This is a genomic window from Moorena sp. SIO1F2 (assembly GCF_010672755.1).
Taxonomy (GTDB): Bacteria; Cyanobacteriota; Cyanobacteriia; order Cyanobacteriales; family Coleofasciculaceae; genus Moorena.
On the sequence record NZ_JAAHFV010000077.1, the window covers coordinates 1 to 20,593 of the forward strand.

Below are 20,593 nucleotides of genomic sequence, written 5' to 3' on the forward strand. Positions count from 1 at the left end.
TCCCATGACACTGGCTTAGTTTTACTAGTTTGGTAGATTTAAATTTTTGGTAGTTTAACCTTTTGTATAGCTCCCTTAGGGTTAACACCTCAAAGCTAAACTGGGTGATCCTTGGGCGCTATACTAGCAGCAATGGGGAAGGCTAATCTTTGTCTACAGCTTACCAAAAAGACAAGCTGAAGGCCCTGATCAGATCCTGTCCGGGTAATTAACCTTAATAAAAATCTGCCCCATCTCCCTATCAATCTTCTTTATGATGGGTATTATTGCGCAGTTGATCTAGCAATTCTCAATCGGGTGAAGTACCTGACCCAATTAAGAACTGCTATAATACCAATACTTGTTAAATATTAGTTAAAGATTAGTTAAAGGATTGCGGGTGTAATTCAGTGGTAGAATGTCAGCTTCCCAAGCTGAACGTCGTCGGTTCGAGTCCGATCACCCGCTTGTTGGATCCATGCTAACCAGTATACCCTGGTGAATAAATCACACCAGGTGTGTGGTCAGGATTAATTTTAACCACCAAGTCTACTAGATTTGGGTTTCTAGTCAGGGGTGTAATGAATAATTCTGGATGGAGAGCTTTCCAAAAATAGTTGACAAAATCTCTAATTTGTGCATCTCCCATCCCGGACTTCCCCTGAGCAATCATCTGTTTCTCTGCCTGTAGTCGCCATTGCTGACTGAGGCGGTAGTCAGTAGGGTAGAGTACCATCAATCGGTCTAATCGTTCCCACAGCGGTACATAAAGCCTCAGTTGCTGATTCATATCCCGAGCAAACTCTCGGTCTTCCAGGGTATGAATCGGTTCTGGAAGGGAGCCATCAAACACCTCTGGCTCAATGGGTCGAACCCCAACAAACCACCCTTCAAACAATACAATATCAATACTTTCGACCACCTCTGGAGTGATTCGGTCTCCAGCCCCCCCAAAAGCTGACTTATCAAACCGAGGCACGAGGATTTCTGCGGTAGGGGAAGGGGATCGTAATTGGTCTAATAGCTGTAAACCCAGCTCAACATCATGAGTTCCAGGGGGGCCACGCCAGATCAGCCTGCGGTCTTGTTCTTGAAGCCGTTGCCGCTCCTTGTAGGTTTTGTAGAGGTCATCAATAGACAGGGTGAGAGTGCGTTCGCCTAATTTGTGGATAATCACACTTAAGACTGCCGCTAGAGTCGTTTTCCCAGTGCCCTGCCCTCCTAATATGCCCTGAATCAAAGGACGTCCCAGCTGTTTACGACAGGATACCAACTGCATGGCCTCTGGAAGCCAGAGCTTCCAGAGGCATAAGAGAGTATTTTGCTGTTTTTCAGGAGTAGTTTCAAAATACGGTAGACGGAGAATATCTGGGTAGACTATCTCAAACAAATGCGATCGCATTTGGATTACCTGTTCACCATTATCCTCTGTGATGCCAAACGCCTTTGCCTTTTGGTGATCAGCCAGTTCAAAAGCCAACAGTTGCTGAGATTCAAGGGGATTTGGTGTTTGTCCTGATACCCACTGCTCGAGAATTTGACCAACGCTCTTGGTGTCTCTTTTCATTTATCGTTTGTCGGTCAGTAGTTGCATGGGAAATATCGCTTCTGAGGACTCAGCAGTGATTACTAACTGATTAATAACTGATTACTATTTCAAGAGCCAAGCTTGAAGGCTTCTAAATACATACTGTATACCAGACCAATCTTAAAAGCATTGACTAGATCTGCCAACCATGAAACCCGGTCAACGGTTTGATTTGATTTACCTTTTGGAAATTTACCGCTATAAATCAACCAGCTAAGTGGTTCTGTAAAAATAATCAACATCCCAGATAGTATCAATTCCTGGCCAGTTCCTGCTGTAGTACACAGGCCTTGTCCTACCAAGAAGCCACACAGAAAGCTAATCAGGATCATGGACAGGCGTCGCCAGGGATTAGCAAACCATAGCCCCAGCCGCGTCGATAAAAAATCAACTAAATTATTAAGACGGGTATTCTGCATCTACTACACTCAATGAAACAAGAATAACACACCTGTAGACCATGCTATCCCTTTTGGACTCATGATAGCCTGCTAGACCTCAATCACCCCCTAGCCCATTGATGAAGTTTAAATTAACTAATAGGTTTAAAAATTGGTGGCAATCTTGGCAACAGCATCCCACCACCCTATGGACACTTTCTATTCTGTGGTTACTCCTGATCAGCTGGCTAGCTTTTTTGTGGAATTTGGGCAACATCGGTTTAGTAGATGAAACTGAACCCTTGTTTGCTGAGGCCGCTCGCCAGATGACGGTTACAGGTGACTGGATTACCCCTTATTTCAATGGTGAGACTCGCTTTGATAAACCACCCCTAATCTACTGGTTGATGGCAATTGGTTACCGGTTGATTGGGGTGAATGAATGGGCAGTAAGACTGCCGTCAGCCCTGAGTGCGATCGCATTAACTGGATTAGGCTTTTACACCCTACGATATTATGGGATTTCCCGTCCTGCTGGCTTTACCCCTGATCTAGATTCTAGTCAGCACAGGGATAGCCAAATCAACCCTTCCTATCTCCAGCGGCAGTTGTGGATCTGTGCCTGGATTGGTTCGACCCTGATGGCAGTGAATCTTCAAACCATTATCTGGGCAAGAACCGGTGTCTCAGATATGCTACTCAGCGCCTGTGTAGGGGGTGCATTACTAAGCTTTTTTCTAGGGTATGCCCATGGAAACCAGAGGAGCACAGGAGCACAGGAGCTCGGAAACAGCGAAACAACTGTTGCTAAAAGCCCCTCACCCCCTCACAAATACCCTTGCGGTTGGTACCTAGCCTGTTATGTGCTCATTGCTCTAGCTATCCTTACCAAAGGACCAGTCGGTATCGTTCTACCCACACTAATTATTGGTGGTTTTCTGCTTTACCTGGGCAATGGCAGGGAAGTATTGCAGGAAATGTGCTTATTTAGAGGCATTGTGATTATTTTGGCTCTGACACTGCCTTGGTATCTATTAGTAACCCTAGCCAATGGGCAAGGCTATATCGACTCGTTTTTTGGCTATCACAATATTCAACGCTTTACTCGCACCGTTAACCGCCACGCTGGGCCTTGGTATTTTTATTTTCCAGTAGTACTGGTAGCTTTTGCCCCTTGGTCGAGCTACTTGCCGTTTGCGATCGCACGACTAAAATTTTGGCGGCGGGTGCGGTGGCGTAACTCACCCCGTTCTACTCATTTGGGTTTATTTGCTCTGTTCTGGTTTGTAGGGATTTTCGGCTTTTTTACCATTGCTGCCACTAAACTACCCAGCTATGTCCTACCCCTAATTCCAGCTGCCGCCATTCTTTTGGCTTTATTGTGGAGTGACCAACTCACCCATACTAGTAACCTTTCCTGGTCTAGCCCTCTGCCCCTTTCCCCATCCATGCTACTCAGTAGCCTATTTAACCTCTTGTTGTTAATTGCCCTTGCCACCGCCATTTTCTTGGCTCCGGAATATATCGGTAGTGGACCAGCAGCACCCAACTTACCGGAGCAGTTGCAAGAATCCGGCTTAATGGTGAGGGGAGGTATTATTTGGAGTTTAACTGCTATTGTAGCAGCACTATTGCTGTGGCGACGTTGGTTGTTTGGGGTATGGATAGTCAACCTAGTGGGATTTTTAGCCTTTCTTATTTTCGTGTTGACCCCGACTTTCTTATTAGTGGATCAAGTGCGTCAATTACCCCTACGGCAATTATCTGCCATTGCTGTTCAAGAAAAGCAATCCTCAGAAGAATTGATTATGATTGGTTTCAAAAAACCCAGTGTGGTTTTTTACACCCAGCAACCCGTCACCTACATGAGCAAAGGTAAAAAAGCACGAAATTACATGAAAGAAATAGCAGTGACTCAGCCTTCACCTCCCTCAGTTTTGATGTTAGCTAGGAATAAAAGGCTAAAGAAAGCCAAGCTAAAACCTGACCAATATACTACCTTAGCTAGTCTTGGTCCCTATAAACTGATTCGGGTTTCAAAACAAATTTTTGTTGATAACTCGAAAATTAAAAATTGAAAATTTAGTTTTCACATTTTACACTTAACGCTTCATAATTTTCTAATGATAGATTACTAATGAACTGTTGAATAATAAACCAAACTTGACATCATTATTCTACTTCTGTTGCTCCTTTTGTAATAGTTGATTGAGTCTGGAGCCGTGCTTTTGAGCCAGATTGCTCGGTCGATAATCGGGCCGCTTCAGCCAGCGTTCTATTACACTCTCATGAAGGTCATCAAAGTTATCAGAAATCTCCCGTAGCTTGCGGCCTGTGAACTTGAATAGACCCAGATTATTTTTGAAATCAATTTCATAGTCAAGGTTGATACCAGTGGGAATTGCGCTTGGGTCAAACTCAAGACCAAGACCGATCTTGCCGATTGAGTCCATCATCCACTGCAGTGCGCAGTCGGACAAACCGCTCTGCTCCTGGGAGCCACCGCCAATGGAGCCGTGAACCCCTGGAAACCATACTTCACGAACAACCTGGGTCTGGGAAAGGTGGCTTTTGTCCATTGGAGTCACGTCAAAGACTTTGCGCTGCTCATCAATGGATACAGCGTGCAACCCATGCTCAATAATCGGACTCAAAGAGGTATCGTGGAATCTATACCTCTTGTTGATCCTTTTGTCAAACCACAATAAGGGGGATAAATTAGGGATACCAAGGGAACCAACGGTGTCCCAGCAGCCAAGCAAGGTAATGGGGACACTTTCTCCGTATTTTTCGCGGAATGCTACCATTTGTTGGTGATTGGGCTTGATATCCCGAGAGCGGTACATTTCGTAGGCTTCCGGAGCTTTATCGATCTCAATCCGAGATAGCAAGCCTGAGTTATAAATCATTCCAGCGAGACTGCGCACGGTGTAAGCCCCACGACTGAAACCGAACAGGTAGATTTCGTCACCAGGGGCGTAGTTCAGGCAAAGAAAGCGATAAGCATCCTGGATATTGGTATCAATCCCTTTGCCAAAAGCCCCACCGAAAAGCTTGCTCTTCAGAGAGTCTTCTGTGCCAATTCCCTCATCGTAGAATACGATTTGTGAAACTCCGTCACTACCCAATGGTTTAACTGCCTGAGAAATCTTAACCACATTGCTTGGGTAAGTACTTGATAACTCTTGCCATGTTCCATCACAACATACCACAAGACGTTTCATGGTCTACCTCCTTTAAAAAACTTACTTACTTTTACTTACGGATCGTTACATTCATTAACCATAAGCCATCCTTTTTGGGAATTTTAAGCATGTGCACAAAATTAATTACACATTTTACAAAACTCAAAGCCTTACGATGTAAGGGTTACAGAGATTGGTAGTAGGAAATTAATTTTGTTTAGGTGCTTACTATTGAATCATCCTTGTGTAAACCGTTTCTATTTGGTTGGTTTGCAATTGCAATCTTTAGTTTTATTCTTGTTATTACGTTTTCCCCTTTGTTTTTCGTTTAATTAGTTTTATTAAAAGTAATTAACCATTACTTAATTAATAACAAATATTAACTATATTCAGATATAAATGCTCAAGTAAACGTGATCTAAATAAAAATAACTTTGGGTGGATAAGAGCTGTCTTATCCATATTAGCTTGAATTTCTAAAAAAGGCTCATGCCATAATCTTTGATTTGCCGTGGGATCAATTGCAACCAACCAATAAATTGGGCGAAGGGCATCCTTATGGTATAATAAGCTGATCAGATAGTTAGGAATTGCTCTTGTTTGTACTTGAAGCCAAAGGAGGGAGGTTCAAAAAAACAGTTTCCCATCATTGACTAGATGATCCCCACGGCTGGCTTTGTTGGCAACAAGTGTCTCCAAGACTGGATGGACAATCACGGTGTCGGACAATATGACCGACTTGCATCCCACCCCTTTAAAGGGTGTGGTTCATGACCTGCTTAATCTGTTTCAATAACTGGGTCATTGACTGAGAATTCCAGTGTACAATCTGAGTAGCAATTTTCTCAAGCAGCAAATCCAACTGAGAATTCAAGTTACTACTGTTACTACTCTGGATTACTGGATCGTGCTGCTTAGGGTCTAATCGATGATCCAAAACCAGAATGGGTGGTTGCTCTGGCAATTGAGCAAGAGTTATCAATCCTTTTGAATGTTCTGAAGGATTAGTGAGATCTGTTAATCGAATCAGCAGCAAGTCCACACTTTTTCCCTGAATTTGACGGTATACTTCTGCCCAAGAACAGGCGAGTAAGCTGCAATAACCAGCAGTTTGTAAGTATTGAATCAGTGCCTGTAGCCAAGATGTTGATGATTTTCCAGCCATTGACAACCCGTAGGATAAGTCAGACGATTCAACGTTCAATCTGTTAACCTGTAACGGATTACCCCTAAACTTTGTCCTCTGCTCCCCCGTGTCCATCACTAAAATGGTAGGCTTGCAACTGATTCCAGCTGCCACTTGAATGACTTGCAGTATGGCAGCCATCTTTTGTTGATTATTTGGTGCTAAACAGGGATAGACCGAAAGACCAGTTACTTGATTAGCTGCTTCTGTAGTTTGGTGATCCAGGGTTACTAGTGGTAAACTACTCAAGCCAGGATATGATGAAAACTGATTCAAGTAGATGAAAGGGTCTATCAGTCGAGCACCATTTAATACAATCACATCTGGATTCCAAACCCGGCTCAATAACTCAGCTTGATCGAAATCATCGGCTTCGAGTACCCGATAATTGAGGTCTAAGTGTTCTAGACTCAATAGTGAAGTTAACTCATAAGTCAGTTCAGACGAGTCAGGGTTCTGGTAAGATTCTACAGAATAGCCTTTTCGTCCATCACCAGGATTGAGATAGAGAATCGTTAGCACACTACTGGTATTACTCTCGTCTTTAGCCAGACGAGAAAGGTTTTCTCGTAATGCTTCCTCTTGTACCGGCAAACTCAAGAAACCATCAGCTTTGTTGTGGGTTGCCTGCTGTTTTTCAGCCTGGGTTGCTGTTACCAAAACCGGAATGTGATTAGTTTGGGCATCGGACTTTAGCAGTGTTAGGACATCCCAACCAGAAAGTTTTGGTAGTAGGGGATTGAGTAAGATAGCATAGGGTTGTAAACGACGGGCTTTTTCGATTGCTTCCGTACCAGAGCGGGCAACCACCACCCAATAGCCTAAACTCTTGAGCTGTTCCGTCAATCCTTCCAGGTAACGAGGTACAGCTTCCACAATTAACACTAAACGGTTGGGCGTCGAAGATGGGGGGTGAGAAGTTGCCGTCGGGGCAATCCCTGATAGTTGCTCATCCCAATTGTCCAATTGATCAGAGGAAGCCTGGGGAGGACAAGGGGGGAAGAGTAAGGTAAACTGACTACCGACCCCTGCCTTGGAAATAAACGAGACATCTCCACCATGCAAGTGAGCTAGATGTTGTGTTAAGACTAATCCCAGACCCGTCCCCTCAAAGCTACGAGTGAGAGGCTTTTCCAGCTGTTGGAATTTCTGAAAGATCAAGTGCTGTTTATCAGCGGGAATACCAATGCCAGTGTCCCAGACCGTGAAAGCAATCCAACCTTGCCACCAATTGACCTTCAGACCAATTTCACCACTGCCATCGGTAAACTTAAGGGCATTAGAAAACAGATGCACCAACATTTGCCGTAAGCGCAACTCGTCAGCAATCAGCATTTCTAAACCCGGTTCAATCTCTAGGGTGAATTTTGTGGGATAATCTCGATTGTTGTCCTCGGAGTGTTTTGAGTCTATCTCAGAGCGAGCTTGGTCATAAGCGCGATCGCATACAGTCCGAATTTGCACCGGTTCGACGGTAAGTTTCAGCTGACCAGTCTCCATACGGGTCAAATCCAGAATATCGTTGACCACAGCCATTAGCTTACGTCCACTCTGATAAATTAACTGCGCATAACGGGATTGACGTTGATTGAGTTCCCCTAGGGCTTGGTCTTTCAACAAAGTTGACAAACCCAAAATCGCAGTTATAGGTGTTTTCAGTTCGTGGCTAATGCAAGCTAAAAACTCATCTTTGAGTCGGTTGAGTTGCACTAAATCAGCATTTTTCGCTGCCAGTTCTTGGGCAAAGAGTCGTTGCTCTGTGGTATCTTGAGCCAAGACTAGGTATAATTTAGAGTTGGGTGACTCAGACCTAGAGATTGGAGATCTCGAATAGTCAAAAGCGACCTTAGGCTCGCAACTGTCAGTTTCTAGTCCTCCTTCCCAAAGAGCAGCGATAGCAGGTGACAGAGGAATTTTGACAAACGAGAATACCCGCTCCTGGCTGTTTGAAAGAGTTGGATCAGTTGGCGCAGCGGTTTCCTGGCAGGGGGTATGGTTTCCCCTGGTTTTCTTGACTGGTGATGAAAAGAGCAGCACGCGCTCGTGAATAGTGGTTGCTGCTTGATAGGGAGTATCAAGAGCACAGTATTGCCCAAGCGCAGCTTGTTCAGAGGTTTTGTCTCCCTGGTCAGAAACATTGCCCACAGATAATGGCCATTGTCCTGGAGATCGAGGAGCAGATTGGTCATGAAAGGTTGGGTAATTCTGGGTATCAGGCTGACGCCACTGGAAGTCTAACGATGTCAAGGGCTCTTCCATCGATTGCTTCAAACCTTCCTTACTGACTTCCCTCGGTACATGATTAGATAAGAGACGATTGTAAGAAGAACGGTAGGGTATCTTTTCCCTAGCTCCAGGGTTTTTCTGGGCAGAGGTACTATTCTTAGTGCCTGTGGTGCTACTATTTCCCGGATTCCCCTGGGATGATGTCTCAATCTGCTCACGCCAGGTCAGATTCTCAGCTAAAACTTTTCCCGTCGAGGTTTGTATGCTTAGGGGTAATGGCAGTTGTTCTAACAGTTGCACTAAGGGGTTAATGCCCTTGAACTGGGCAGTTTTAGTTAGGGCTTCCTCCTGAGTTTTCAGTCCTGAGTTGATTCGAGATGATAATCCTAGGGAATTGACCCAAGAACTCTTGGCTGTTAATCGATAGTCTGGGTGGTGAGTCCTGAGGGGATTAGGGTTCAGTCCCTTGGGTTGAGTACGCTTTACTATCGATTCAGAACGTTGTTGGGTGAATGTGGATGCTAATGATTTTAACAGCAGCCAACTGTTAAGGAGTCCGATAAATTTCTGGTCCCCATCTACTAATGCCCAGTGTTCCTGATCTGGGATGGGGAATTGGTTAAATTCTCTATCCCAGTTGCTGCCCAACTCCCCTAACCCCCCCTCCCTACTTCCATGGTCTTGTAGGTAGTACCAGAATTGGTTTAGACTCAGCTTACCTGGTAGGATGGTTATGGGTTCAATGATGTTTGGCTCTAGCCAAGATAGTGGTTTGTGAAGAAAACCAGTTGTCATGGTTGCTCCTGAGCTACCTACCTTAGCGTATGAGAGCAGGTGAGGCATGATCTGCCGTAGGTTCACCACTCCCACAGGATGTTGCTGTTCGCTGACTACCACAATCGAGTCATGCCTTGAAGCATGAAAAATATCTAGCAGAGTAGCCAACTCAGAAGTCCTTTGACAAACAGGAACTAGCTCGGCAAATTTTTGGATACTGGGAGTAGGCATGGACATAACCAATCTAGCTTCAACAGAGGTTGAGCGCTACAGTAGCAACACATCCTCCTAAAGTAGCAACAAAGGAATTCACTCAAGCCCAACAGGGCTAGACTATCCCCTAATGCTTGAAGAGCAAGTACTTTTCAATATACTGCTCAACACTGGGGATATAGTGAGGCGCGAAATCAAAATTAATTTCAATTATCAGACTGTTTCAATTTAATTTAATTTATATTAAGCCCATTGTTAAAAAAAATGTTAAAATCTTACTGGTTTAAGCACTCTTATATAGTAAGAGTAACCAGTTTGATATTCGGGACCTGTTGTGTTGCTTTCCCAACTAACCATATGTACGCTGATCAGTTCTGATGCCCTAGCTCAATCCCTTTCTCAGGTTTTGGGTAGCGAGCAATATATTGTACACTCTACTAGCTCAGAATCTGAGTTTTTCGAGGTGGTTGAGCAACATAAACAGGATCTTGATTGTTTGGTATTGCAGGATACCGACACACTTCCCCAGGTGATCCAGTACTTGTACCTGCAAGGAACCACCTTACCTGCAGTATTTTTGCGGTCGGACTCCCCAGAAATTCCCCCTAGGGTTGACAGAAATCAACAGCTCGGCTCTAACCAGACGACCCATAAATTCACCACCAGATCCAGGGCTTATCTGTTCCATCCGGCAGAAGTCGAACTTAGTATTCACCAATTACCTGAAATTGGCGATTTCATCCAAAAGGCGATCACCGGGTTTTTGTCCCTGGCTCCCGCCTGTAACTTACCCAGGTCATCTGACCCGGTTTATCCTACCCTCGCAGTAGCTAATTACAGTTTCTTGAGTAAGCAGCAGCATCGGTTAGCTGAAAAGCTCAGGGAAAGACTTGGATACCTTGGTGTGTACTACAAGAGAAATCCTCGGCTTTTTTTTCGTAATCTATCTCTCAACGACAGGGATGAGCTGTTAGAACACTTAAGATCAGAGTATCGTCAAATTGTTCTACAGTACTTTGCACCGGGAGATACCCTAAACCAAGACATTGATCATTTTGTAGAACAAGTGTTTTTTGCGGATATTTCTATATCTAAGATTGTAGAAATTCATATGGAACTGATGGATGAATTTTCCAAACAGTTGCAGCTGGAAGGCCGTAGAGAGGATATACTGCTTGACTATCGCCTGACGTTAATCGACGTGATTGCTCACTTAGGTGAAATGTATCGCCGTTCCATCCCCAGAGAACTGTAAGATCAGCAGAATCGGATCAACATTGAGTAGTAAGCTTGATGGGAGGCTCTCCTAAAAAACCGTTTCCTTGAGTTCCTTGATCCCTTGTATTGACCTTTAACCCATCTTCTCCTAAACTTACGAGCCTATGAGTTCCTATAAAAAAACCTATGTTCTCAAGCTTTATGTAGCTGGGAACACCCCCAACTCCGTCAGGGCTTTGAGAACACTGAAAACTATTCTCGAACAGGAATTCCAAGGGGTTTACGCTCTCAAAGTAATTGATGTTCTTAAGAGCCCCCAACTAGCTGAGGAAGATAAAATTTTGGCAACACCAACCTTGGCAAAAGTTTTACCGCCTCCTGTGCGAAAAATCATTGGGGACCTCTCGGATCGGGAAAAAGTCTTGATCGGCTTAGATTTGCTCTATGAAGAACTCCGTGAAGGAGATTTGGATTTCTAAATAGATTATACCATTTTAGATTAAAGCGTGAAAATTTAGCAAGTCAGCAACACCATTAAACTAAACTTTTTTTTTTGATTAAGAACATTTACTGACGACCAATATGAATCAATTGAATCAAAATGAACAATATCAAAACTCAGTAACAACGGTCGGTGTCCAGAAAATACGGACAATGATCGAAGGATTCGATGAGATCTCTCATGGCGGTTTACCATCTGGTAGAACCACCCTGGTCAGTGGAACGTCTGGCACGGGAAAAACTCTATTAGCCGTTCAATTTCTTTACAACGGCATTAGCAATTTTGATGAAGCTGGTGTGTTTGTTACATTTGAAGAATCACCCACAGATATCACCAAAAATGCATCGAGCTTTGGTTGGGAGCTAAATAAACTAGTTAATGAAGGCAAGCTATTTATTCTGGATGCTTCCCCGGATCCAGAAGGACAGGACATTGTCGGCAACTTCGACCTGTCTGCTCTGATCGAGCGTATTCAGTACGCCATTCACAAATACAAAGCCAAGCGAGTTTCCATTGACTCAATCACTGCCATCTTTCAGCAGTACGATGCTGCTTCGGTGGTACGGCGAGAAATTTTTCGCCTAGTGGCACGCCTGAAAAACATTGGTGTAACCACCATTATGACCACAGAGCGAGTTGAAGAGTATGGACCAGTAGCTAGATTCGGGGTGGAAGAGTTTGTCTCAGATAATGTGGTCATTGTCCGTAATGTCCTGGAAGGGGAACGCCGACGCCGCACTATAGAAATTCTCAAGCTGCGGGGTACCACCCATATGAAAGGAGAATACCCCTTTACTATTACCGATCAAGGGATCAACATCTTCCCCTTAGGAGCAATGCGACTGACTCAACGGTCTTCCATGGCCAGAGTGTCTTCCGGAATCAAAACTCTTGATGTGATGTGTGGTGGTGGTTTCTTCAAGGATTCCATTATCCTGGCAACGGGTGCCACAGGTACTGGCAAAACCTTGTTAGTGAGCAAGTTTATCGAAAATGCTTGCATACAAGGTGATCGCGCCATCCTGTTTGCTTATGAAGAATCTCGGGCTCAGCTATCTCGTAATGCATCGTCTTGGGGCATTAATTTTGAGGAAATGGAACAAAAGGGTTTATTAAAAATTCTTTGTTCTTATCCAGAATCAGCGGGCTTAGAAGACCACTTACAACGGATTAAAACAGAAATTGCTGAATTTAAGCCCTCTCGGATTGCCATCGACTCTCTTTCTGCTTTAGCACGGGGAGTCAGCAACAATGCCTTTCGGCAGTTTGTGATTGGTGTGACGGGCTATGCCAAGCAAGAAGAAATAACTGGCTTTTTTACCAATACCACCGATAAATTTCTGGGCTCTGACTCCATTACCGATTCCCATATTTCCACAATTACTGACACAATTATAATGTTACAGTATGTGGAAATTCGTGGTGAAATGTCCCGTGCTATCAATGTGTTTAAGATGCGTGGCTCTTGGCATGATACAGGGATCAGAGAGTACACTATTAGTAAGGATGGACCAGAAATTAAGGATTCCTTCCGCAATTACGAACGAATTATCAGTGGTTCTCCCACTCGTATTCCCGTCGATGAAAAAAGCGAACTCTCTCGGATTTTTAAAGGCGTTCGTGATAAGTCGGTGGAATAATCTTGAGTCCGCTTAATCACTTCGTATTCAGGAAAATCGTTAATTGTTAATTGTTAATTGTTAATGGCTCCTTGACTATTGACAATTTTTAATTTTCAATTTTCAATTGATGAAAAACCTTTAATGATAAGTAGTCAACTGGATACGATATGACTCTATCTCCTTCTGCGGATGGCTTCAAGTCACTGTCAAACGATTTAGCAACACTGATTGACCAGCTACCTAATCTGGAAAATCGTAAATTGATCAAACGGTCTCTTGCAGTGCTAGTGCGACTAACTGGGGAAGAAATTGACCGTCTAGATTGGAAAATAATCACCGCTTCTCTACAAGATATGGAGCGGGCATTTCAAGTTTTTTATCCCTATCGTCATGTCCGGAAAGTTACCATTTTCGGTTCATCGCGCCTTGCTCCAAATACTCCTGAATATCAGCTGGCAGCTGAATTTGCTCATCATTTAACCCAGCAGGGATTTATGGTAATGACTGGTGCTGGTCCTGGCATTATGGAGGCAGGAAACAAAGGTGCTGGCTCTAAGCATTCGTTTGGTCTGAATATTCAACTACCGTTTGAAAACGACGCAAATTCGTTTATTGCAGGGGATCCCAAGCTGATTGAGTTCAAGTATTTTTTCACTCGCAAGCTATTTTTTATCAAGGAAACGGATGCGCTTACCTTATTTCCTGGTGGCTTTGGTACTCAGGATGAAGCCTTTGAGTCTTTAACCCTTTGTCAAACAGGACGATTAGAACCAACTCCTTTAGTACTGATTGATAAACCTGGTGGCACCTACTGGAAAGATTGGGATGCTTATATTCAAAAGCACCTCATGCAACGGGGTTTGATCAGTCCAGAGGATTCCAGTCTCTATACCATCACAGATAACTTAGATGTGGCTTACGAAACAATTAATCGGTTTTACCGGGTTTATCACTCTAGCCGCTATGTCAGAGATCAATTCGTCATTCGCCTCAAATCTGAGTTGTCAGATCCTGAGGTTGAACAGCTAAATCAGGATTTTAGCGATATCTTGGTTCAGGGACGGATTGAGAAAAGTCAGGTTTTACCAGAAGAACTACCTGATGAAACTGCTGAACTTCCCCGTCTGGTTTTCTACTTCAATCGACGAGATGTTAGCCGTCTTTACCAGCTACTCGCTACTATTAATCACATGGGTGTTTCTCAAGAGAGTACAACTCATCCGGAACTGAAATAAGGCTTGGATGCTTGCATCCTTAAAATACACAGCAGGCTCGACCAATGACCAATAACGGTAAATGACCCACTCGAGTGCTGGTAATGGAATTAGACGGACTTGATCTTAAAATTCCAGAAGGGGTGCAAGCGCGATCGCATCTAAGTCAACAGACTGCAATAATTTCACCCAATCCTTGATTAGCAGGTCATTGTCAGAATTTTGCTGACGTAGCTTAGCTAGAGCATTAAGGGTATCATACCACAGCCCTGATCTGGCATAGATAATCGCTTTCTGTTCTAATGTCCCTTGGTCTAACTGATTTTTGAGGGATGGGTTGAGTGACATCCGTTTTACCCACCCTGTCACTACAGGAGACCCCAGTGGCTCACATTTAACCACAAAGTACCAACGATACTGTTTACCAACCTCAAGGGAGGCGACTGTTGATGGAAGTTCGATCCCTACTACACTTGGTGAGGACGATGAGGCAACAAATTTAGTCAAGTAGATTTCGTTATGGTTTTCATCTTGTAGCACAAACTCCAAAGGCAAGTCCGGTGTCAGGGCATAGGGAACATAAAACCAGAAGGTGGGATGAGAAACAACGGTTAAGCCGAAAACCGATTCTGTTCGCGTAGCGTGACCTACGGTCAATGAAATTTGACCCTCACTGGCCATGCTGGGAGTAGCAGGAACCAAGGCAGTCAAGGGTTGCTTGACTTTTGGACATCCCCCACGGCTTGCCGCTGCTTTTCGTTTACCGGGTACGCCTCGTTCCGGTACATCTGGTGGCATCCAAGCTAGACTGATCCCTAATGGCTGTAGAGTTCTTGAAGTAATTCGCTCTTGCTCTCGGTGGTTGTGAGCCACTTCTGCTGTTGGGGAACGTTGAGCTGAATCCAACCGGGAATTGTTAGTATTAGCTGTTGAAATTCCTGGCAAGGCAATACTGCTACTAAAGCTGACAATTGCTAATGTAATTCCTAAGATTGGCGGTGCTAACGGTAGTTTTATCTTGCTCATGATTCATAAAGAGTAATTTTCAAGGAATGTTTCCTTGTGATTGGTCAGGTGATTGGTCAGTTGTTACTTCCTATCCCTAGTTTTTTGGATCTCGTTGCTACTCTCATTATCACTCAATTGAATGAACTATCTAATTTTTTCTACTGACCAGTGATTATTTTCTATATCTAGTTTGATATACAATCTGGTAATTGACGAATCCAGAATTCAAACATGGTTCATTTTCAGGACTTACGTAGCTACTCTACCTGGTGAATTTAGACTATTTCGTAGCAAAAAAATATTATTGTGTCAACTACCTTTTGATAGGGATGGAGAGTTAACAGTTCTGGCAATTCATCACCAACTGCAATCTATAATTTAATTGGGGATAAATGAGTCAATACCATTAGGATCGTGATTAGTTTAGTACCAGACGTGAAAAATTACCAAAAATCTTTTTTTAATCAAAAACTGTTTATCATTGTCTTGTTGCTCAGTGTGGGAGTAACATTACTCAGTAGCTGCTCCCCTAACAAAATGGAGAAGTGCAAGCTGATTGAGGTTGAACCCAGGGAAGTTGAGCTAGACATCAAAGACACTGATATTGAAGGATGGGAATTAGAGGTACTTTGTGGTGACCAACTTTGGGACATCCCATGGTCAGAGATTAATCGCCACTTCAAGATTGACTTGAAGAAGTATTACTCGAAGAATCCACAAGCAGCTCAACGGCAGCTGCAACGACTGGAGCAACGACTAGTTTTCTATAAACAAGACAACAAGAGGGGAAATATCCTATACGGTTCTTTGGATAGTAATCCAGAGTTAGTTGGGGTGAAGGCGAAAAAAGATGATTAGCACAAATAATGCCTACTGACCCTTATGCTTGGCTAAAGCCATCCCTGGCCACGATTGAGAAAGCCAGTTGGTATCGTTCTGTACAAACTGTACAAAGTATGCCTGGTGCTGTGGTGCAACTGGATGGGCGAGAGGTGATTAACTTTGCTAGTAATGACTATCTCGGACTGGCAGGCTCACCTCCCTTAATTGCAGCCGCAGTTAGTGCTACTAAGGACTATGGTACTGGTAGCACTGGTTCGAGATTACTCACTGGAAACCGGGAACTGCATAGACAATTGGAAAATGCGATCGCATCTCTCAAACAAACTGAAGATGCGATAGTCTATAGCTCTGGGTATTTAGCGAATATAGGCACGATTGCAGCGTTAGTAGGGAAACGGGATTTAATCCTAGGGGATCAATACAACCACTCCAGCCTCAAAAATGGGGCAATTTTGAGCGGTGCCCAGGTAATCGACTATGAGCACTGCAATATGGCTTCTTTGCAGGGTAAACTGATTGAATACCGACAACAGTACCGGCGCTGCTTAATTGTTACTGATAGCGTCTTTAGCATGGATGGTGATTTATGCCCCTTGCCTGAGCTATTAGGGTTAGCAAACCAATTTAATTGTATGCTTCTGGTGGATGAAGCCCATGCTACCGGAGTTTTGGGCGCTACAGGCGCTGGGTGTGTCGAACATTTTGGCTGTACTGGAGAAACGATTATTCAAGTTGGCACCCTCAGTAAAGCTTTGGGGAGTTTGGGAGGGTATGTGGCCGGTTCGGCAGTTTTAATTGATTTTCTCCGAAATCGTTCTCCTAGCTGGATTTACACCACTGCTTTATCTCCAGCAGATACAGCAGCAGCATTAGCAGCAATCCAAATTGTCCAACAAGAACCAGAACGGTGCGCTCAACTGAGGAATAATGTAGAGATTCTCAAACAGTTAATTACTAACCAGCTGCCTAATCTCAACTGTTTGCCCTCTGAGTCACCTATCCTTTGCATTTCCATAAACAGTGCTACTGAGGCTCTTGCTATTGGCGAAACCTTGAAAGCAGCTGGTATCTTTGCCCCTGCTATTCGTCCTCCGACAGTGCCTACGAGTCGAATTCGGATCTCAGTTATGGCAACTCATACCCTGGATCATTTCCAGCAGTTAGTTGCTGCTCTGGAGACTTGTAAGCTATAGCGCTTATTTATAATGGCGCTTATTGTGCATCAGACCTAAAAATAGGTAATAAAACACGAGTTGGATAATCCTCTCCACAACTCACCTTCAAAGTAATAATCTGAGCATCCATCAATCGACTTTCACTAGGAAAAGCCCCAGTGCCGGAATTGACTGGATAAGCCGGAAAACAAGCCCCACTTAAGCTCAAGCGCAACTGATTTCCTTTGGCAATACGCACACAAGTTGCCTGCAATCTAATCCGCCACGGATTAGTAGTATTGTCCCCAGGATTGACCCGTCTATATCCCTGAGTGACATGGGTTACCCTGCCATCGGGATGGACTTCTGACAACACTGCACAGATATCAAAACTCGGAGTATCAGCGGTGCAAAACACCTCAAATACGACATCCCCTACCAAATGTAAATCTTCTGCTAAGGGTTCAGAGGTGTAGGTTAAAACATCTGTGCGACAATCTATGGCAGTGCGATCGCATGAACCGACTGGCATCCCTGCATGACCCCCCATTGCTGGAACTGGACGCCAAGGGTCATGAACTAATAGATCACAGGATACATCACAGGTATGCTGGCTTTGGGATACTCCCTCTGTCTCCGATGGCTGTTGCATTTCTTGAGACTCTTCTGGGACTAATTTTCCAGAATCTTCCCTGACACTGGCTAAACCGGAAGTTACCAGATAATAAGATTTCTGATTGCCATCAGGCCAACTATCAAAATAACGCCACCGATTAGTTCCCATCTCAAATAGACAAACAGGCGGTTGCTCAAGCACCTTGGTATCAATTCCCTTGAGGAACTGGTCAAACCAACGCACTTGCAAGGCATCAACGGGACTATTCGCCTGGAGACCATAATCCACTGCTCCCACTTTACGCCCCCAAGGCAGATGCGCCCAAGGACCAATGATCAGATGCTGGGGCGAACTGGCATGAGATGCCATATCCTTATATAAATGAAGTGTCCCTCGCAAAAATGGGTCAAACCATCCGCCAATGTGTAACATGGGCATGTCTACATCCTGCATCATTCCCTTGGGAGATAGTTTTTGCCAGTATTCATCTGGGTGAGGATGGTCTAACCAGTCGTGATAAAAAGAGTCTGGTGCTAAGTCTTGGAGAATTTGAGGGCGAGCGGGAATTGGGTCATACAGGGGTAAATTCCGAGATGCTGCATACAGCAGTTGATAGGCTTGCTCATCTGACCGCAATCGTGCGGTTTCTGTTGCTAATTGTATCGCCCAACCCAGATTAGCTTGTAAACAAAATGCCCCTCCCTCATAGGCCCAATCGCTATATAAATCATAGCCAATCATCGCTGGACAGATAGTTTTCAGAGCCGTGGGATAGCTTGCAGCAGCGTACAGTTGAGTCATCCCCTGATAGGAAAAGCCGTACATGCCCACATCCCCAGTGCTACCGGGTAAACTTGCTGCCCAGTTAACACTATCAAAGCCATCTTCCACTTCATGGGCAAACAAATCAAACTTACCGTCTGAAGTGCCCCTCCCCCTGACATCTTGAATCACTACAATGTAACCCTGGGCAGCATACCAAGTGGGATGAGCATAGACTACCGTAGATGCGATCGCTCTGCCATAGGGTTGCCGCATCAGCAACACCGGACACTCACCGGCGCTATCGGGACGGTAGATATCCGCATCCAGCCTTACTCCATCCCGTGTTACCATTGATGCCGTTTCTTGTTTAACCTTCAACCTTCCAACCTGCTACCTGTAACTTATAGTCATCCCAACATGGGGATAGCTACAAAATTCATCAACAAACTTACTATAATTACCCCTACTATATTTAACACTAATCCTACCTTAGCCATGGTATAAATTGGGAAATATTCCTGAGAGTAAACAATTGCATTTGGAGCAGTTGCGACTGGCAGCATAAACGAGAAGGAAGCAGAAATTGCTGCGGGCCACATCAACAAAGCAGGTGATACATTTATAATCGGTGCAGCAGTAGCTAAAATAGGCATAATCAGAGCTGTGGTTGCTGTATTCGAGGTCACTTCTGTCAAAAAGGTCATAAATACACAGATGCAAACCACCATCAAAACCGTTGAAAGTCCCTGCAATCCAATTTGTAAATTATACCCTAGGAATTGAGACAACCCTGACGCAGCAAACCCTTTAGAAATTGCAATTCCACCACCAAATAGCAGCAATATTCCCCAAGGAATTTTGACAGCGGTTTCCCAGTCTAGGAGGTTAATTTTATCCCCCGTCTCTGTTTTTACAGGAACTATAAACATGATCACAGCAATTAGGGCAGCCACACTGGTATCATGAACAAAGTTAGCCACGCCCAGATAGGTTGCCCAACCCGTTAATGTAAAGGAACCGATGGTGATATCTGCCCGAAAAATCCACAACAATGCCATTAACCCAAATAAAATAGCAACGTATTTTTCTCCCTGAGACATTTTCTCCAGTTTCTGGACTTCTTTGTCTGAAATATTAAAATAGTCTGAGGATAAACTGTTATTATCAAGCTTGACTATTATTTTAGTTAAATAGATCCAAGTTAACAATATAAATATCAAAACAGCTGGCACTCCCACCATCATCCATTGAAAAAACGTAATGGCGGTATTGTCTGGAAAGTTTTCTTTTAATTGTGCCAGAAATATCAGGTTAGGTGGAGTCCCGATCGGGGTTCCAATCCCACCAATATTAGCAGCGTAGGCAATTCCAAGCATTAGGGAAGTTCCCAGATTTTTACCTACATCAATATTGGGATTAGCAAGAGCCGTTTGTTCGATAATAGAGATAGCTATTGGCAGCATCATCAAGGTGATAGCTGTATTCGATATCCACATCGACAATACTGCTGTTGCTAGCATAAACCCCAAAATTAATCTGCTTGGTTGGGTACCAACAACGCTAATAATGTGGAAAGCAATCCGCTGATGTAGGTTATATTTTTCAACCGCTTTAGCAATAAAAAAAACTGCCATCAATAACAATACTACATCAGAAGCATAGGCGGAAGCAACCTCTTCAGCAGAAACAATTCCTAAAAAGGGAAATAAACCCAAGGGAATTATCGAGGTGGCGGCAATCGGGATAGTTTCAGCAATCCAAAAAACTGCCATGAGAAGCGTTGCTCCTAGCATTATCACAGCAGTTGGTGGTAAATTTTCAGGGAGTAATGCTGGAAAACATGAAAGGAGCCAGCATAGGGTAAAAATACTAACTCCTAGGTAAAAGCTTTTTTTCATCAACAGGACTTACGCAGTAACTCTACTTGTAGTAGTAAGGTGCTTTATTAACGAAGCCTACACTATAAGTGAGTTTAGAGTCGAGTTTTGCGTAAGTCCTGTTATTGCTGGATTTAACAGGTTTGGGATTTACTCTGGGATTTTATTAAATAGAAAGTGATGAACAGTCCCAGATATCCAGCTATTTAGTTATTCAACATAAATTCTTCAACAAGCTAC

14 protein-coding genes and 1 tRNA gene are annotated in these 20,593 nt (G+C 43.9%); 8 read left to right on the top strand and 7 right to left on the bottom strand.

Annotated elements, in window-relative coordinates; translation table 11 throughout:
• Window positions 1–375: 375 nt before the first annotated feature.
• Window positions 376–447 (top strand) — tRNA-Gly (locus F6J94_RS12155).
• 13 nt (window positions 448–460) lie between these two features.
• Here F6J94_RS12155 and F6J94_RS12160 read toward each other — a convergent pair.
• Both F6J94_RS12160 and F6J94_RS12165 read right to left on the bottom strand, forming a co-directional pair.
• Window positions 461–1,546: a glycerate kinase gene (locus tag F6J94_RS12160; RefSeq protein WP_293040181.1), complete on the bottom strand. Its 1,086-nt coding sequence runs from the start codon at window positions 1,544–1,546 to the stop codon at window positions 461–463.
• A gap of 89 nt (window positions 1,547–1,635) precedes the next feature.
• Entirely contained in the window at window positions 1,636–1,986 is a 351-nt protein-coding gene (locus tag F6J94_RS12165) for a DUF565 domain-containing protein (protein ID WP_293020591.1), read from the bottom strand.
• Window positions 1,987–2,087: 101 nt separating this feature from the next.
• Between F6J94_RS12165 and F6J94_RS12170 the strand changes: the two genes are divergently transcribed.
• Window positions 2,088–4,025 (top strand): glycosyltransferase family 39 protein, encoded by a 1,938-nt coding sequence (locus tag F6J94_RS12170; RefSeq protein ID WP_293040183.1) that lies wholly within the window; start codon window positions 2,088–2,090, stop codon window positions 4,023–4,025.
• Between the two features lie 99 nt (window positions 4,026–4,124).
• On the opposite strand, the gene F6J94_RS12175 is transcribed toward F6J94_RS12170, so the two are convergent.
• Window positions 4,125–5,171: a DUF2235 domain-containing protein gene (locus F6J94_RS12175; RefSeq protein ID WP_293040186.1), complete on the bottom strand. Its 1,047-nt coding sequence runs from the start codon at window positions 5,169–5,171 to the stop codon at window positions 4,125–4,127.
• 715 nt (window positions 5,172–5,886) lie between these two features.
• Window positions 5,887–9,552, bottom strand: coding sequence for an ATP-binding protein (locus F6J94_RS12180; RefSeq protein ID WP_293040189.1), 3,666 nt, complete (start codon window positions 9,550–9,552; stop codon window positions 5,887–5,889).
• 316 nt (window positions 9,553–9,868) lie between these two features.
• Between F6J94_RS12180 and F6J94_RS12185 the strand changes: the two genes are divergently transcribed.
• The 4 genes from F6J94_RS12185 (at window position 9,869) to F6J94_RS12200 (ending at window position 14,111) form a co-directional block, all read left to right on the top strand.
• On the top strand, window positions 9,869–10,789 hold the full coding sequence (locus F6J94_RS12185; RefSeq protein WP_081431403.1) for a circadian clock protein KaiA: 921 nt from the start codon (window positions 9,869–9,871) through the stop codon (window positions 10,787–10,789).
• A 127-nt stretch (window positions 10,790–10,916) separates the two neighbouring features.
• The gene (gene kaiB / locus F6J94_RS12190; RefSeq protein WP_008182352.1) at window positions 10,917–11,231 is read left to right on the top strand and encodes a circadian clock protein KaiB; all 315 of its coding nucleotides are present in this window, start codon (window positions 10,917–10,919) and stop codon (window positions 11,229–11,231) included.
• A gap of 103 nt (window positions 11,232–11,334) precedes the next feature.
• Window positions 11,335–12,894, top strand: a complete 1,560-nt coding sequence (gene kaiC, locus F6J94_RS12195) for a circadian clock protein KaiC (protein WP_143727893.1) — start codon at window positions 11,335–11,337, stop codon at window positions 12,892–12,894.
• 149 nt (window positions 12,895–13,043) lie between these two features.
• The gene (locus tag F6J94_RS12200; RefSeq protein ID WP_293040202.1) at window positions 13,044–14,111 is read left to right on the top strand and encodes an LOG family protein; all 1,068 of its coding nucleotides are present in this window, start codon (window positions 13,044–13,046) and stop codon (window positions 14,109–14,111) included.
• A 105-nt stretch (window positions 14,112–14,216) separates the two neighbouring features.
• Here the strand turns inward: F6J94_RS12200 and F6J94_RS12205 are convergent, their stop codons facing one another.
• Window positions 14,217–15,116 (bottom strand): DUF928 domain-containing protein, encoded by a 900-nt coding sequence (locus F6J94_RS12205; RefSeq protein ID WP_293040207.1) that lies wholly within the window; start codon window positions 15,114–15,116, stop codon window positions 14,217–14,219.
• A gap of 396 nt (window positions 15,117–15,512) precedes the next feature.
• Here F6J94_RS12205 and F6J94_RS12210 point away from each other — a divergent pair, with 396 nt between their 5' ends.
• Together F6J94_RS12210 and bioF are read left to right on the top strand one after the other, a co-directional pair.
• A complete protein-coding gene (locus tag F6J94_RS12210) occupies window positions 15,513–15,956 on the top strand; it encodes a hypothetical protein (protein WP_293020574.1) in 444 nt (147 codons plus the stop codon).
• Window positions 15,957–15,964: 8 nt separating this feature from the next.
• Entirely contained in the window at window positions 15,965–17,134 is a 1,170-nt protein-coding gene (gene bioF, locus F6J94_RS12215) for an 8-amino-7-oxononanoate synthase (protein ID WP_293040212.1), read from the top strand.
• A gap of 19 nt (window positions 17,135–17,153) precedes the next feature.
• Here bioF and F6J94_RS12220 read toward each other — a convergent pair whose 3' ends face one another.
• Together F6J94_RS12220 and F6J94_RS12225 are read right to left on the bottom strand one after the other, a co-directional pair.
• Window positions 17,154–18,827, bottom strand: a complete 1,674-nt coding sequence (locus tag F6J94_RS12220; RefSeq protein WP_293040222.1) for a CocE/NonD family hydrolase — start codon at window positions 18,825–18,827, stop codon at window positions 17,154–17,156.
• Between the two features lie 56 nt (window positions 18,828–18,883).
• On the bottom strand, window positions 18,884–20,374 hold the full coding sequence (locus tag F6J94_RS12225; RefSeq protein ID WP_075904962.1) for a DASS family sodium-coupled anion symporter: 1,491 nt from the start codon (window positions 20,372–20,374) through the stop codon (window positions 18,884–18,886).
• Window positions 20,375–20,593 lie beyond the last annotated feature (219 nt).

Bases quoted from the DNA above. Each gene is read 5' to 3' on its own strand.
- F6J94_RS12160 (WP_293040181.1), bottom strand. From the start codon at position 1,546: ATGAAAAGAGACACCAAGAGCGTTGGTCAAATTCTCGAGCAGTGGGTA.
- F6J94_RS12165 (WP_293020591.1), bottom strand. From the start codon at position 1,986: ATGCAGAATACCCGTCTTAATAATTTAGTTGATTTTTTATCGACGCGG.
- F6J94_RS12170 (WP_293040183.1), top strand. From the start codon at position 2,088: ATGAAGTTTAAATTAACTAATAGGTTTAAAAATTGGTGGCAATCTTGG.
- F6J94_RS12175 (WP_293040186.1), bottom strand. From the start codon at position 5,171: ATGAAACGTCTTGTGGTATGTTGTGATGGAACATGGCAAGAGTTATCA.
- F6J94_RS12180 (WP_293040189.1), bottom strand. From the start codon at position 9,552: ATGCCTACTCCCAGTATCCAAAAATTTGCCGAGCTAGTTCCTGTTTGT.
- kaiB (WP_008182352.1), top strand. From the start codon at position 10,917: ATGAGTTCCTATAAAAAAACCTATGTTCTCAAGCTTTATGTAGCTGGG.
- kaiC (WP_143727893.1), top strand. From the start codon at position 11,335: ATGAATCAATTGAATCAAAATGAACAATATCAAAACTCAGTAACAACG.
- F6J94_RS12200 (WP_293040202.1), top strand. From the start codon at position 13,044: ATGACTCTATCTCCTTCTGCGGATGGCTTCAAGTCACTGTCAAACGAT.
- F6J94_RS12205 (WP_293040207.1), bottom strand. From the start codon at position 15,116: ATGAGCAAGATAAAACTACCGTTAGCACCGCCAATCTTAGGAATTACA.
- bioF (WP_293040212.1), top strand. From the start codon at position 15,965: ATGCCTACTGACCCTTATGCTTGGCTAAAGCCATCCCTGGCCACGATT.
- F6J94_RS12220 (WP_293040222.1), bottom strand. From the start codon at position 18,827: ATGGTAACACGGGATGGAGTAAGGCTGGATGCGGATATCTACCGTCCC.
- F6J94_RS12225 (WP_075904962.1), bottom strand. From the start codon at position 20,374: ATGAAAAAAAGCTTTTACCTAGGAGTTAGTATTTTTACCCTATGCTGG.